The following is a 13,564-nucleotide window of genomic DNA, read 5'->3' as shown; positions in this document are numbered from 1 at the left end:
CGGAGAGCCTTTGATGACTGCGAAGTTGGAAAAAGTTCTGATCGCTAACCGCGGTGAGATCGCCCTGCGGATTCTGCGTGCCTGCAAAGAGATGGGCATCAAGACCGTCGCCGTTTACTCCAAGGCCGACAAAGAACTGATGCACCTGGGCCTAGCGGATGAATCCGTCTGCATCGGTCCGGCGTCGGCTGCGCACTCCTACCTGCACATCCCGGCGATCATCGCCGCCGCCGAAGTGACCGGCGCTACCGCCATTCACCCTGGCTATGGTTTCCTCGCGGAAAACGCCGACTTCGCCGAACAGGTGGAAAACTCCGGTTTTGCCTTCATCGGCCCGAAAGCCGAAACCATTCGCCTGATGGGCGACAAGGTTTCGGCCAAGCACGCCATGATCGCTGCCGGCGTGCCAACCGTTCCGGGCTCCGACGGCCCGCTGCCTGAAGACGAAGAAACCGCTCTGCGCATCGGTCGCGAAGTCGGCTATCCGGTGATCATCAAGGCCGCTGGCGGCGGTGGTGGTCGCGGCATGCGTGTGGTGCACAAGGAAGAAGACCTGATTTCCTCGGCAAAACTGACCCGCTCCGAAGCAGGCGCGGCGTTCGGCAACCCGATGGTCTATCTGGAAAAATTCCTCACCAACCCACGTCATGTCGAGGTCCAGGTACTGTCCGACGGCCAAGGCCAGGCGATTCATCTTGGCGACCGCGATTGCTCGCTGCAGCGTCGTCATCAGAAGGTCCTCGAAGAAGCGCCGGCACCAGGCATCGACGAGCAGGCTCGCCAGGAAGTCCTGGCCCGCTGCGTCAAGGCCTGCATCGATATCGGTTACCGCGGCGCGGGCACTTTCGAGTTCCTGTATGAGAACGGTCGTTTCTACTTCATCGAAATGAACACCCGCGTTCAGGTGGAGCATCCGGTTTCGGAAATGGTCACCGGTATCGACATCGTCAAGGAGATGCTCAGCATCGCCGCTGGCAACAAACTGTCGTTCACTCAGGATGACGTGGTCATCCGCGGTCACGCGCTGGAATGCCGGATCAACGCCGAAGACCCGAAAACCTTCATGCCAAGCCCTGGCACGGTCAAGCATTTCCATGCCCCGGGCGGCAACGGCGTTCGCGTCGATTCGCACCTGTACAGCGGTTATGCCGTTCCGCCGAACTACGACTCGTTGATCGGCAAGCTGATCACTTACGGGGCAACCCGCGACGAAGCCATGGCGCGCATGCGTAATGCGCTGGACGAGATCGTGGTGGACGGGATCAAGACCAACATCCCGCTGCACCGCGACCTCACCCGCGACGAAGGTTTCTGCAAAGGGGGCGTGAACATTCACTACCTCGAGCACAAGCTGGCTGGCGAGAAGCACTAAGCTTCAACCCGCACCAGACAAAGCCGCCTTCGGGCGGCTTTGTCGTTTCTGCAGGTTTCGCAAACCCTCCCACAAAAGCTTTGCGCTCGCGTAAACTTGCGCGCTTCGCTGGCCGCTAGGCTGCAATCATCATTTTCCAAAGGTGCCCGCCATGCCTTGGCTGCAAGTACGTCTGGCCATCAGCCCGGAACAAGCCGAAACCTATGAAGACGCCTTTCTTGAAGTTGGCGCCGTTTCGGTCACCTTCATGGATGCCGAAGACCAGCCGATCTTCGAGCCGGAACTCAACACCACCCCGCTGTGGTCTCACACCCATCTGCTGGCCCTGTTCGAGGGTGGCACCGAAGCCACCAGCGTGCTTGCTCACCTGGAGCTGCTGACCGGCGGCCCGCTACCCGAGCACCACAGCGAAGTGATCGAGGACCAGGATTGGGAACGCAGCTGGATGGATAACTTCCAGCCGATGCGCTTCGGCCAGCGCTTGTGGATCGTGCCGAGCTGGCATGCCGCACCGGAGCCGGACGCGGTTAACCTGCTGCTGGACCCGGGCCTGGCGTTCGGCACCGGCACCCACCCGACTACCGCGCTGTGCCTGGAGTGGCTCGACGGCCAGGACCTGGAGAACTGCCACGTACTGGACTTCGGCTGCGGTTCGGGGATCCTGGCCATTGCCGCGCTGCTGCTGGGCGCCAAGGAAGCGGTCGGCACCGACATCGATGTCCAGGCCCTGGAAGCGTCCCGCGACAACGCCGGACGCAACAACATTGCCGAGGCACTTTTCCCGCTGTATCTGCCCCAAGACCTGCCCCAAGTACAGGCCGACGTACTGGTGGCCAACATCCTCGCCGGCCCGCTGGTGTCGCTGGCACCGCAGCTGTCCAGCCTGGTCAAGCCGGGCGGACGCCTGGCGCTGTCGGGCATCCTGGCGGAACAGGGCGAAGAAGTCGCCGCCGCCTATGCCGGGAATTTCGACCTGGACCCGATTGCCAATCGCGATGGCTGGGTGCGCATCACTGGACGTCGGCGCTAGAATGGCCGCCTGTATCGACCGGATTGCCGCATGACCGACAGCTTCGTCACCCAGTGCCCGCATTGCCACACCAGTTTTCGTGTCAGCCATGCTCAATTGAGCGTGGCACGCGGGGTGGTTCGCTGCGGCTCGTGCCTGCAGGTGTTCAACGCCGCGCGACAATTGCTCGAGCAGCGCACGGCCAAGACCGTTGCGCCCCCACTCGCGCCGCTCGCCGCGCCAGCCGTCGATACACCGCCGCCCCGCGCCATCAGCCAGAAACAATGGAGTGCCGCCGAGCTCGACCTCGATGACCTGGACAAGGAGCTGGCGCGTCTGGAGCGCCTCGAAAAGCGCGCCCCGGACAGCTTTGGCCGGCGTCGCGAAGACAACCTGAGCGCCCAGCGCGAGCAGCTTCCGCAGGAACAGGAAACCTGGTCCGACAGCCTCTATAGCGAAGCCCCCGACGAGCGCGCCGAAGGCGCTCTGCAAATGCCGGTCGAGCCGTTCGAGCCTCATGAGCCCGCCCGGCCGCCACGGACCGAACCCTCCTTGTCCCTGGCCCTTGAGCCCCTGGAGCCGGACGACGAACCTGTCGCCCCGCTCAGCCTCACGCCGGACGACGAGCCGCACGAACACCTTGAGCGCCTGTCCGCTACCGATGACCTGGATGACGAACCGGAGCCTGCGGCAACGCCGCGCAAGAAGCGCGAGCGCCATGAGCCGGGGATACGCGCCGAAGCCCTGCAGGACCTGGACGATGATCCATTGCAACTGGACTGGCGCAAACGCCGCTCGCCCTGGGGCCGTCGCCTGCTCTGGAGCCTGTTGATATTGCTCGGCGCGGCAGCGCTGGCCGGCCAGTACATCGCCTACCATTTCGAAGAACTGGCCCGCCAGGACCAGTACCGTCCGTGGTTCCTGCAAATCTGCCCGGTCATCGGCTGCGATGTCCCGTCCAAGGTCGATATCGCCAAGATCAAGAGCAGCAACCTGGTGGTGCGCAGCCATCCGGAATTCAGCGGCGCCCTGGTGGTGGATGCGATCATCTACAATCGCGCGCCCTTCTCCCAGCCGTTCCCGCTGCTGGAGTTGCGTTTTGCCGACCTCAACGGTCACCTGATCGCCAGCCGTCGCTTCAAGCCAGGCGAGTACCTGGGCGGCGATCTCGAAGGCCGGGGGGAAATGCCGCCGCAGACGCCGATCCATATCGCCCTGGATATCCTCGATCCGGGGCCGAAAGCGGTGAACTACAGCCTGAGCTTTCATTCACCTGAATGAAGCCGCCAGGGCCGATTGATTGACGGCAGCTTTCTGACTCGACCCACCCAGACCAAACCGCTGGCGATAACAGAATAGCTGTTCAGATTTTATCCAATTCGACCTTTATCCAGTCATCGAGAGCGGGTATCATGCCAACCCTTTTTCGAAGTCTCATGATCCGGCCCCACTTCAGGGAAGTCCTATGTCGGCGGTACGCATCGGCCCATATACATTGCAGAGCGGTCTGGTCCTCGCCCCGATGGCGGGCGTTACCGATCAGCCCTTTCGTCAGTTGTGCAAACGATTGGGCGCCGGTCTCGTGGTCTCGGAAATGGTCACCTGCGACATGAGTCTGTGGAACACCCGCAAATCGCGTCTGCGCATGATTCACGAAGGCGATCCCGAGCCCCGCTCGGTACAGATCGCCGGTGGTGACGCACAGATGCTGGCGGAGGCGGCCCGGGCAAACGTCGAGCTGGGGGCGCAGATCATTGACATCAACATGGGCTGCCCGGCGAAGAAGGTCTGTAACAAGGCCGCAGGCTCGGCGCTGTTGAAGGATGAAGCCCTGGTCACCGAGATCCTGCAGGCGGTTGTCGCCGCAGTTGATGTGCCGGTGACCCTGAAGATCCGCACCGGCTGGGACCGGGACAACAAGAACGGCCTGACGGTGGCAAAGATCGCCGAACAGGCAGGTATCACGGCGCTGGCGGTGCATGGCCGCACCCGTGCCGACCTGTACACCGGCGAAGCCGAGTACGACACCATTGCCGCGATCAAGCAGGCGGTGTCCATCCCGGTGTTTGCCAACGGCGATGTCGATTCGCCCGAAAAGGCCCGGTACGTGCTGGACGCGACCGGTGCCGACGGCCTGTTGATCGGCCGGGCCGCCCAGGGGCGGCCATGGATTTTTCGTGAGATCGAACATTTCCTGCGCACCGGTGAAAAGCTCGCTGCGCCGCAATTGTCCGAGGTGGAACGTATTCTGCTAGAGCATCTGGCCGCGCTGCACGCCTTCTATGGCGAAGTCATGGGCGTACGCATCGCTCGCAAGCATGTGGGCTGGTATCTCGCAACCCTGCCGGGCGCCAGGGAGTTTCGCGCCCGTTTCAATCGTTTGGATGGTACGCAAGCACAATGCGCCGACGTTCAGGCGTTTTTCGCCGAACGTTACAAGAGCCTGACAGGGGACGAAGGGGTGGCCGCATGACGATGATGACCGAGACTTTAGTGAGTGGAATAACACCCGTGAGCGACAACGTGAATTTGAAACAGCACCTCAACACGCCCAGCGAAGAAGGCCAGACCCTTCGCGGGAGCGTCGAGAAGGCGCTGCACAATTATTTCGCCCACCTTGAGGGCGCTGCCGTCACGGATGTGTACAACCTGGTGCTTTCCGAAGTCGAGGCGCCGCTGCTCGAGAGCGTGATGAACTACGTCAAGGGCAACCAGACCAAGGCCAGTGAGCTGCTGGGCCTGAACCGCGGCACCCTGCGCAAGAAACTCAAGCAGTACGATCTGCTGTAAGCATTCAATCAAACCAGAAAGGCGCCCGCGTAAAAAACGGTCGCCTTTTTTGCTGACTTCCCTTGCTTTTGATGGAAATTGAAATGACCGACCAGACCACCCGCCTGCCGATCCGCCGCGCCTTGATCAGCGTCTCCGACAAGACCGGGATCCTTGAATTCGCCCGCGAGCTGCAACAGCTGGGCGTCGAGATCCTCTCGACCGGCGGGACTTTCAAGTTGCTGCAGGACAACGGCGTCGCCGCAGTGGAAGTTGCGGACTACACCGGCTTCGCGGAAATGATGGACGGTCGGGTCAAGACCCTGCACCCGAAGATCCACGGCGGGATCCTCGGTCGTCGCGGCATTGATGACGCCATCATGAACGAACACGGCATCAATCCGATTGATCTGGTGGCGGTCAACCTCTACCCGTTCGAAGCAACCATCAACAAGCCCGGCTGCGACCTGCCGACCGCCATCGAGAACATCGACATCGGTGGCCCGACCATGGTCCGCTCGGCGGCCAAGAACCATAAGGACGTGGCCATTGTCGTCAATGCCAGCGACTACGCCGGCGTCCTGGAAAACCTCAAGGCCGGTGGCCTGACGTACGCCCAGCGCTTCGATCTGATGCTCAAGGCCTTCGAACACACCGCCGCCTACGACGGCATGATCGCCAACTACATGGGCACCGTGAACCAGGCGGCCGAGACCCTGAGCACCGAAGGCCGCAGCGAATTCCCGCGCACCTTCAACACCCAGTTCGTCAAGGCCCAGGAAATGCGCTACGGCGAGAACCCGCACCAGAGCGCGGCGTTCTACGTGGAAGCCAAGCCAGCCGAAGTCGGCATTGCCACCGCGACCCAATTGCAGGGCAAGGAACTGTCGTTCAACAACGTGGCCGACACCGACGCCGCGCTGGAATGTGTGAAAAGCTTCGTCAAGCCAGCCTGCGTGATCGTCAAGCACGCCAACCCATGCGGCGTCGCGGTAAGCCCGGACGCCGAGGGCGGCATCCGCCAGGCCTACGAACTGGCCTACGCCACCGATACCGAGTCGGCCTTCGGCGGCATCATCGCCTTTAACCGCGAGCTGGACGCCGAGACCGCCAAGGCCATCGTCGAGCGCCAGTTCGTCGAAGTGATCATTGCCCCTTCCGTCAGCGAAGAAGCCCGCGCCATTGTTGCCGCCAAGGCCAACGTTCGCCTGCTGGCCTGTGGTCAGTGGTCGGCCGACCGCGCGCCGGCCTGGGACTACAAGCGCGTCAATGGCGGCCTGCTGGTCCAGAGCCGCGATATCGGCATGATCGGCAGCGAGGACCTCAAGGTCGTGACCCAGCGCGCGCCGAGCGAGCAGGAAATCAACGATCTGATCTTCGCCTGGAAAGTCGCCAAGTACGTCAAGTCCAACGCCATCGTCTACGCCAAGAACCGCCAGACCATCGGTGTCGGTGCCGGCCAGATGAGCCGCGTCAACTCGGCTCGCATTGCTGCGATCAAGGCTGAGCACGCCGGTTTGCAAGTACAGGGCGCCGTCATGGCCTCCGATGCGTTCTTCCCGTTCCGCGATGGCATCGACAACGCAGCCAAGGTCGGCATCACGGCGGTGATCCAGCCGGGTGGTTCGATGCGTGACGCTGAAGTGATTGCCGCGGCTGATGAAGCCGGAATCGCGATGGTGTTTACCGGAATGCGCCACTTCCGTCACTGATCCAACCTGATCGAAATGTGGGAGCGAGCCTGCTCGCGAATGCAATCTACCAGCGACGTTGATGTTGCCTGATACACCGCTTTCGCGAGCAGGCTCGCTCCCACATGAAGCGCTCCAGCAGCGCCTTACAGAATTTGAGGTTTTTGAAATGAATGTTTTGATCATTGGCAGCGGTGGCCGTGAGCACGCCCTGGCCTGGAAAGTGGCTCAGGATCCGCGCGTGCAGAAGGTCTTTGTCGCACCGGGCAATGCCGGCACTGCCATCGAAGCCAAGTGCGAAAACGTTGCCATCGACGTGCTGGCCCTGGAACAACTGGCCGACTTCGCCGAGAAGAACGTCTCGCTGACTATCGTCGGCCCGGAAGTGCCGCTGGTCGCTGGCGTGGTCGACCTGTTCCGCTCTCGCGGCCTGGACTGCTTCGGCCCGACCGCCGGGGCCGCACAGCTGGAAGGTTCGAAAGCGTTTACCAAGGATTTCCTGGCGCGTCACAAGATCCCGACCGCCGACTACCAGAACTTCACCGAAATCGAACCGGCACTGGCTTACCTGCGCGAAAAAGGCGCACCGATTGTGATCAAGGCCGACGGCCTGGCCGCCGGCAAAGGCGTGATCGTTGCCATGACCCTGGCCGAAGCCGAAGATGCCGTGCGTGACATGCTCGCCGGCAACGCCTTTGGTGACGCCGGATCGAGGGTTGTCATCGAAGAATTCCTCGATGGCGAGGAAGCCAGTTTCATCGTCATGGTCGACGGCAAGAATGTCTTGCCGATGGCCACCAGCCAGGACCACAAACGTGTCGGCGACGGCGACAGCGGCCCGAACACCGGCGGCATGGGCGCCTACTCCCCCGCTCCGGTAGTCACCGCCGAGGTACACCAGCGCGTGATGGACCAGGTGATCTGGCCGACCGTGCGCGGCATGGCCGAGGAAGGCAACGTCTACACCGGTTTCCTCTACGCCGGCCTGATGATCGACAAGGCAGGTAACCCGAAAGTCATCGAATTCAACTGCCGTTTCGGCGATCCTGAGACCCAGCCGGTAATGCTGCGCCTGCAATCGAGCCTGGTGCTGCTGGTCGAAGCGGCCCTGGCCCAGGCGCTGGACAAGGTTGAAGCCCAATGGGATCCGCGTCCAAGCGTTGGCGTAGTGTTGGCGGCGGGTGGATATCCAGGCGACTATGCCAAGGGCAGCGCCATCAAGGGCCTGGACGCCGCCGCGCAATTGGAAGGCAAGGTGTTCCACGCTGGCACGGCATTGAAGGATGGACAGGTGGTAACCGCCGGTGGTCGCGTGCTTTGCGCCACGGCCATGGGCGCCAGTGTCGATGCGGCCCAGCAGCAGGCCTACCGGCTTGCCGCGCAGATTGATTGGGAAGGTTGCTTCTACCGCAACGACATTGGCTACCGAGCCATTGCCCGTGAGCGTGGCGAAAACCAGGAATAACCCGGCCGTTCAGCCAGGCAGAGGCCCATGGCCCTTGCCTGGCTGCCGGGGCGCCGCGCATAGTTATAATCTGGCATCAACCTATGAAGGGATTTCGCCGTGCGCTGGCTCAGGATTGCCATAGGCTTCACCGTTACCCTGCTGACGCTGCTCTGCATGTACCCGGCCCAGGCCGCGCCAGGCAGCGGTTGGGCGATATTGCTCGACGAACAGGGTAACCTGAAGCTCAGCGACATCCGCTCTGCCCGCTACACCAATCAATTCAGCCCGATAGACCTGGACCACCTCAAGGCGGCCGAACCCGGCGGAGCATTATGGCTGCGTTTCCGGCTGGCGCCTGACAGGCATGAACAGATTCTGCGCATCTTTGCCCCAGACCTGTCGCGCCTGAATCTTTATGTGCTGGACGGCGATACGCTGATTGATCAACAGATCAGTGGCAATGCCTCGCCAGATACCGGACAGTCCGCTCCCAGCAGTGATCTCATGCTGGCACTGCCGCGCAGCGACAAGCCCCTCGACGTCTACCTGCGATTGGCCTCACGGTACGAACTGCGCCCCTACGTCACATTGCAACCAGCCATAACGGCGGCGGCCAACCAGAACCAGACGCTGATCTACGGCCTGCTGTTCGGCTGCATCGCCATGTTGATCCTGCACAACCTCACCCGTTACGCCTATACCCGCTCGCGCAGTTGCCTTTGGCTGGCAGCCTGTGAAGGGTTGCTGATGCTCAGCCTGATCCTGTTGCTGAACCTGGCCGGGGCCTGGCTGCCTGACTGGCCGGCGATCCAGACGCCGGGAGCGTACCTGGCGCTGTTGCTGACCGCGCCCTGCGGCTTGATGTTCGCTTTTCGTTTCTTCGCGCCGCTGGGCGAGCATCCGCTGAACCGGCTGCTGGTGGGGGAAATTGTCTTCATCGTGCTATGCAGCCTGCTGCTGTTGTTCGTCAACACGCTGCCGCTCAACATCATCACCTATGCACTGGTGGCGCTGGCCGGGCTGAGCATGTTGTTCGTCAGCGCCTGGCACTGGCAGAAAGGCTACCGCCCGGCACGCCTGTTCGTCGCCGCCATGGTGGTGTTCAACCTCGGCACGCTGATCATCCTCCCGGCCTTGCAAGGGCTGACGGAAGTCGCACCGCAAGGCCTGATCGTCACGCTGCTGGTCTTCATCTGCATCAGCGGCCTGTTGATGAGCGTCGCGCTGGGCGAACGCCAGCGGTCGATCAACGAGAGCCGCTTCAGCATCAGCCGCGACCTGGCGGCAAGCAACGCCGAGATCAACGCCAAGGCCGAGTTCCTGGCCAAGATCAGCCATGAGATCCGCACCCCCATGAACGGCGTGCTGGGCATGACCGAGTTGCTGCTGGGCACGCCATTGTCGGTCAAGCAGCGTGACTACGTGCAGACGATCCACAGCGCCGGCAACGAACTGCTCACACTGATCAACGAAATTCTCGATATATCCCGTCTCGAATCGGGCCAGATCGAGCTGGACGATGTGCAATTCGACCTGAATGCGCTGATCGAGGACTGCTTGAGTATCTTCCGCGCCAAGGCTGAACAGCAGAATGTCGAGCTGATCAGTTTTATCCAGCCCCAGGTGCCACGCGTCATCAGTGGTGATCCGACGCGACTTCGCCAGGCCCTGCTGAGCCTGCTGGAAAATGCCCTGAAGAAAACCGACGAGGGCGAAGTGCTGATCGTCGTCGCCCTTGATGAACGCAGCAACCAGCCACGCCTGCGTATCGCGGTGCAGGACAGCGGTTCGCCCATGGACGCCGAGGAGCGCGACACGCTGATGCACGCCGAGCTGCACAGCAAGAATTTTCTCTCCGCCACGCGGCTGGGGGGCAACCTGGGCCTGGTCATCGCCCGCCAGTTGATCATGCTGATGCATGGCGAGTTCGGCATCAAGAGTGGAAGCAGCCAGGGCAGCACCTTGTGGCTGACCTTGCCTCTGGACCCCGACCGTCTCGAACACCCGACTTCCGATCTCGACAGCCCGCTGCAAGGGGCGCGGGTATTGGTCGTCGACGACAACGACACCTGCCGCAAAGTACTGGTGCAACAATGCAGCGCCTGGGGCCTGAACGTCAGCGCGGTGCCATCGGGCAAGGAAGCCCTGGCGCTGCTGCGCACCAAGGCGCACCTGCGCGATTATTTCGACGTGGTGCTGCTGGACCAGAACATGCCCGGCATGACCGGCACGCAATTGGCGGCCAAGATCAAGGAAGACCCGAGCCTGAACCACGACATCCTGTTGATCATGCTCACCGGCATCAGCAACGCGCCGAGCAAGATCGTGGCGCGCAACAGTGGCGTCAAGCGCATCCTCGCCAAACCGGTCGCCGGTTATACGCTCAAGACCACCCTGGCGGACGAACTCAACCAGCGCAACAAAGGCCAGGCCCCGACTGCACCGGTGAATGCCGGCCCTCTCCTGCCGGTGAAAGTGCCCAGCGACTTTCGTATTCTGGTAGCCGAAGACAACAGCATCTCCACCAAAGTCATCCGCGGCATGCTTGGCAAGCTCAACCTGCAACCCGATACCGCCAGCAATGGCGAAGAAGCCCTCAAGGCCATGAAGGAGCAGCGCTACGACCTGGTCCTGATGGATTGCGAGATGCCGATACTCGACGGTTTCTCTGCCACCCAGCAGTTACGCGCCTGGGAAGTCGGCAACCAACGGACCCGCACCCCGGTGGTCGCGCTGACGGCGCACATCCTGGCCGAACACAAGGAACGCGCGCGCCAGGCCGGGATGGACGGACATATGGCCAAGCCGGTGGAGCTGTCGCAGTTGCGCGAGCTGATCGAGCATTGGGTGGCCCAGCGTGACCAACAGAACCGTACGGCGCAGACGTCCTGAGCCGACAGGCACCAAAACCCCTGATAGACTCCCGTCGTCCTCCTCCGCCTTGAGCCTCTACCATGCTCCATGTGCTGTTCAGCGTTTACCTGAAAATGCTGGTGCTTTATAGCCCGTTCTTCGTGCTGTCGTGTTTTATCAGCCTCACCCGCGGCTATTCGCGCAAGGAGCAACGTCGGCTGGCCTGGAAGGTCGCGACCGCGACGCTGGTATCCAGCGTATTGCTCTATCTGTTCGGGCGGGTCATCTTCAGCGTGTTCGGCATCACCGTGGATGCATTCCGTATCGGCGCCGGCAGCGTGCTGTTCATTTCGGCGCTGGGCATGGCCCAGGGCAAATCGGCGGTACAGACCGACAATGTCCAGCAGGACGTGACCATCGTCCCGCTGACCATTCCGTTGACTGTCGGCCCCGGCACCATCGGTGCCCTGCTGGTGATGGGCGTAAGCCAGCCGCACTGGGACGACAAGCTCATGGCGATCATCAGCATCGCCCTGGCCAGCTTCACCGTTGGCGTCGTGCTTTACCTGTCCAGCCGCATCGAACGGATCCTCGGCGACCAGGGCCTGCAGATCGTCAGCCGCCTGATGGGGCTGTTTGTCTGCGCGCTGGCGGCGCAGATCATTTTTACTGGCGTAAAAGGGTATTTGGCCCCATAGCCATTTATCCACGCTTGCGCCGGCTGAACCTTGCGCTCAATACCTCTTTGCGATGCTCACCCAGGTACTCCTCGATCTGCTCCCTGAACGCTTCATAGCGGGCCGGGTTGAAGGTCACGAACGACTTGCCACGGAAAAATTCCCGCGCCGAGGCCCGCCAGTTCACGAAAAGAACACCGCCATTGTTTGAAGAGCCGGATTGCTTTATAGACGCCGCAGAAGCAATCAGGATTCCGTTGGCCAGTTGTTCACATGGGATAAAGGAGAGGCGCGCGCCATCGAAGGTCTTGGCCTGGCTCTGGAAGAGGTTGATGGTTTTTTCGTCCTGCTTCAGGCCATCGATCGTGGTGGTCACCACGGAGCCCAGCACCGTCGCTGCCGGGAAACCGGCCTTCACGCCATCAATGATCCCTTTGACGATATCCTTGATCACCAGATCCAGGTCCACCTGCACGGAATTCTCGGAGTAACGGGTGTAGCCGCTGTCGGGCACGAAACACCCGAGGTCCACCAGGCATTTGATGAACGCCTCATACCACTCGCGAGAATTCTTGCCGGCGGGAACCTCGTAATTGGCCTCCATGATTGCCATGGTCATCAGGTTTTCCATGATCGCCATGTTATCGAGCGACATGTTATTGCCATAACCCAAAAGCGCGTCGCCCAACATCAGCGCATCCAGTTCCTTGGTCGGGTTTTCCTGCGACTGCACGACGGACCTGCGCACACGGATCCGGGCTGTGACAGACGCCTTGCGCCTGTCTATACGCGCAGCAATGGATTCAATACTTTTTTCGATACTGACATTACTTTCGAACAGTTCCATACATTCTTCCTTGGGTATGTTAATGGCCGCTCCTGCGGACAATTCTCAATCTAGTTACTTTCCAATCCAATAACAAACCGCAAACGATTACAGCATGTTCAGTGCTTGCCGACCGGGTTGAAAACATTTGGTCTCCAAACGACTACCCGGCCCACTTGAAGTCCGCGTTCGTTGCTGTATTCATACAGCAACCCATTAAACTTTACGGATGAAACACGTGACTAACAAAACACTTACCGGACTGATAACGGGCCCCAGCCTGTTTTCATACATCGAGACGCTTCCCCTGTCAGAGCACGACGACATTGCAGATTGCGACAACTTCGCGATTCTCATTGCCGACGAAAGGTACAATCGTTATTACGACACAGAACGATGGCTTGAAAGATACATCGGTGTGTTAAGGGCTATTGGATGGTCAATCTATGCGGACGCAATATTTACCCGCACACAACATGTCCTTACGGGCTCTGTGGCGGACTTTCTGGTCGAGAGCGCAAGCGCGATGAGCGATACGCGGCAAGGAAATGCCATGATCGACACGCTCGACAGTTTGAAAACCAACAGGCCGGCGCTCCTCTCTTTTGACCGGGAGAGCGCTTCAGGGGATAGCTTCCAAGTTGTTCCGGCCCGCTACGACGCGCGAGGCCTTCTCAATATTGCCGTCTTCAAACTTGAGCTGAACGCCTACATGAAGAGAACCAACTTCCTGTTCTGGACTTGGGAAAAACACTCAGCCAGGATAGTCCAGCGAAAAGCCTACCTGAGGTTGAACAAGACGATACTCGACGGGCAGCGAGTATTGATAAACAGGCGATTGGAAAAAAAACGCATGGAGCGATTCGACCTCAGCCAGAACCGCCCCATGAACGGTTGAGTCACTTGGGCACCATGGCACT

The 13,564-nt window shown here is 60.9% G+C and carries 11 protein-coding genes; 10 read left to right on the top strand and 1 reads right to left on the bottom strand.

Features of this window, described 5'->3' with window-relative positions; translation table 11 throughout:
- Positions 1-13 precede the first annotated feature (13 nt).
- The 9 genes from accC (at position 14) to J3P97_RS02985 (ending at position 11,839) form a co-directional block, all read left to right on the top strand.
- On the top strand, positions 14-1,372 hold the full coding sequence (gene accC, locus J3P97_RS03025) for an acetyl-CoA carboxylase biotin carboxylase subunit (RefSeq protein WP_007971365.1): 1,359 nt from the start codon (positions 14-16) through the stop codon (positions 1,370-1,372).
- Between the two features lie 151 nt (positions 1,373-1,523).
- Positions 1,524-2,402 (top strand): 50S ribosomal protein L11 methyltransferase, encoded by an 879-nt coding sequence (prmA, locus tag J3P97_RS03020; protein ID WP_434673443.1) that lies wholly within the window; start codon positions 1,524-1,526, stop codon positions 2,400-2,402.
- Between the two features lie 30 nt (positions 2,403-2,432).
- Positions 2,433-3,662, top strand: coding sequence for a DUF3426 domain-containing protein (locus J3P97_RS03015; RefSeq protein WP_434602704.1), 1,230 nt, complete (start codon positions 2,433-2,435; stop codon positions 3,660-3,662).
- Positions 3,663-3,846: 184 nt separating this feature from the next.
- Complete coding sequence (gene dusB, locus J3P97_RS03010; protein ID WP_434673442.1) at positions 3,847-4,854, top strand: tRNA dihydrouridine synthase DusB; 1,008 nt, start codon at positions 3,847-3,849, stop codon at positions 4,852-4,854.
- Complete coding sequence (gene fis / locus J3P97_RS03005; RefSeq protein ID WP_025211617.1) at positions 4,851-5,171, top strand: DNA-binding transcriptional regulator Fis; 321 nt, start codon at positions 4,851-4,853, stop codon at positions 5,169-5,171. Before dusB ends, fis begins: the two co-directional genes overlap by 4 nt.
- 83 nt (positions 5,172-5,254) lie before the next feature.
- The gene (purH, locus tag J3P97_RS03000; RefSeq protein WP_434602702.1) at positions 5,255-6,862 is read left to right on the top strand and encodes a bifunctional phosphoribosylaminoimidazolecarboxamide formyltransferase/IMP cyclohydrolase; all 1,608 of its coding nucleotides are present in this window, start codon (positions 5,255-5,257) and stop codon (positions 6,860-6,862) included.
- 148 nt (positions 6,863-7,010) lie between these two features.
- On the top strand, positions 7,011-8,306 hold the full coding sequence (gene purD / locus J3P97_RS02995; protein ID WP_434602701.1) for a phosphoribosylamine--glycine ligase: 1,296 nt from the start codon (positions 7,011-7,013) through the stop codon (positions 8,304-8,306).
- A gap of 99 nt (positions 8,307-8,405) precedes the next feature.
- Positions 8,406-11,180, top strand: coding sequence for a response regulator (locus tag J3P97_RS02990; protein WP_434569941.1), 2,775 nt, complete (start codon positions 8,406-8,408; stop codon positions 11,178-11,180).
- 62 nt (positions 11,181-11,242) lie between these two features.
- A complete protein-coding gene (locus J3P97_RS02985; protein ID WP_039593516.1) occupies positions 11,243-11,839 on the top strand; it encodes a MarC family protein in 597 nt (198 codons plus the stop codon).
- Positions 11,840-11,843: 4 nt separating this feature from the next.
- Here J3P97_RS02985 and J3P97_RS02980 read toward each other — a convergent pair whose 3' ends face one another.
- On the bottom strand, positions 11,844-12,665 hold the full coding sequence (locus J3P97_RS02980; protein WP_434673441.1) for a hypothetical protein: 822 nt from the start codon (positions 12,663-12,665) through the stop codon (positions 11,844-11,846).
- A gap of 217 nt (positions 12,666-12,882) precedes the next feature.
- Here J3P97_RS02980 and J3P97_RS02975 point away from each other — a divergent pair, with 217 nt between their 5' ends.
- On the top strand, positions 12,883-13,542 hold the full coding sequence (locus J3P97_RS02975; RefSeq protein WP_434673440.1) for a hypothetical protein: 660 nt from the start codon (positions 12,883-12,885) through the stop codon (positions 13,540-13,542).
- Positions 13,543-13,564: the final 22 nt, after the last annotated feature.

Source organism: Pseudomonas sp. R1-15 (assembly GCF_051132085.1).
In the GTDB taxonomy this organism is placed as follows: Bacteria; Pseudomonadota; Gammaproteobacteria; order Pseudomonadales; family Pseudomonadaceae; genus Aquipseudomonas.
This window is presented reverse-complemented; position numbering and strand designations above follow the sequence as displayed.

Bases quoted from the DNA above. Each gene is read 5' to 3' on its own strand.
- accC (WP_007971365.1), top strand. From the start codon at position 14: ATGACTGCGAAGTTGGAAAAAGTTCTGATCGCTAACCGCGGTGAGATC.
- prmA (WP_434673443.1), top strand. From the start codon at position 1,524: ATGCCTTGGCTGCAAGTACGTCTGGCCATCAGCCCGGAACAAGCCGAA.
- J3P97_RS03015 (WP_434602704.1), top strand. From the start codon at position 2,433: ATGACCGACAGCTTCGTCACCCAGTGCCCGCATTGCCACACCAGTTTT.
- dusB (WP_434673442.1), top strand. From the start codon at position 3,847: ATGTCGGCGGTACGCATCGGCCCATATACATTGCAGAGCGGTCTGGTC.
- fis (WP_025211617.1), top strand. From the start codon at position 4,851: ATGACGATGATGACCGAGACTTTAGTGAGTGGAATAACACCCGTGAGC.
- purH (WP_434602702.1), top strand. From the start codon at position 5,255: ATGACCGACCAGACCACCCGCCTGCCGATCCGCCGCGCCTTGATCAGC.
- purD (WP_434602701.1), top strand. From the start codon at position 7,011: ATGAATGTTTTGATCATTGGCAGCGGTGGCCGTGAGCACGCCCTGGCC.
- J3P97_RS02985 (WP_039593516.1), top strand. From the start codon at position 11,243: ATGCTCCATGTGCTGTTCAGCGTTTACCTGAAAATGCTGGTGCTTTAT.
- J3P97_RS02980 (WP_434673441.1), bottom strand. From the start codon at position 12,665: ATGGAACTGTTCGAAAGTAATGTCAGTATCGAAAAAAGTATTGAATCC.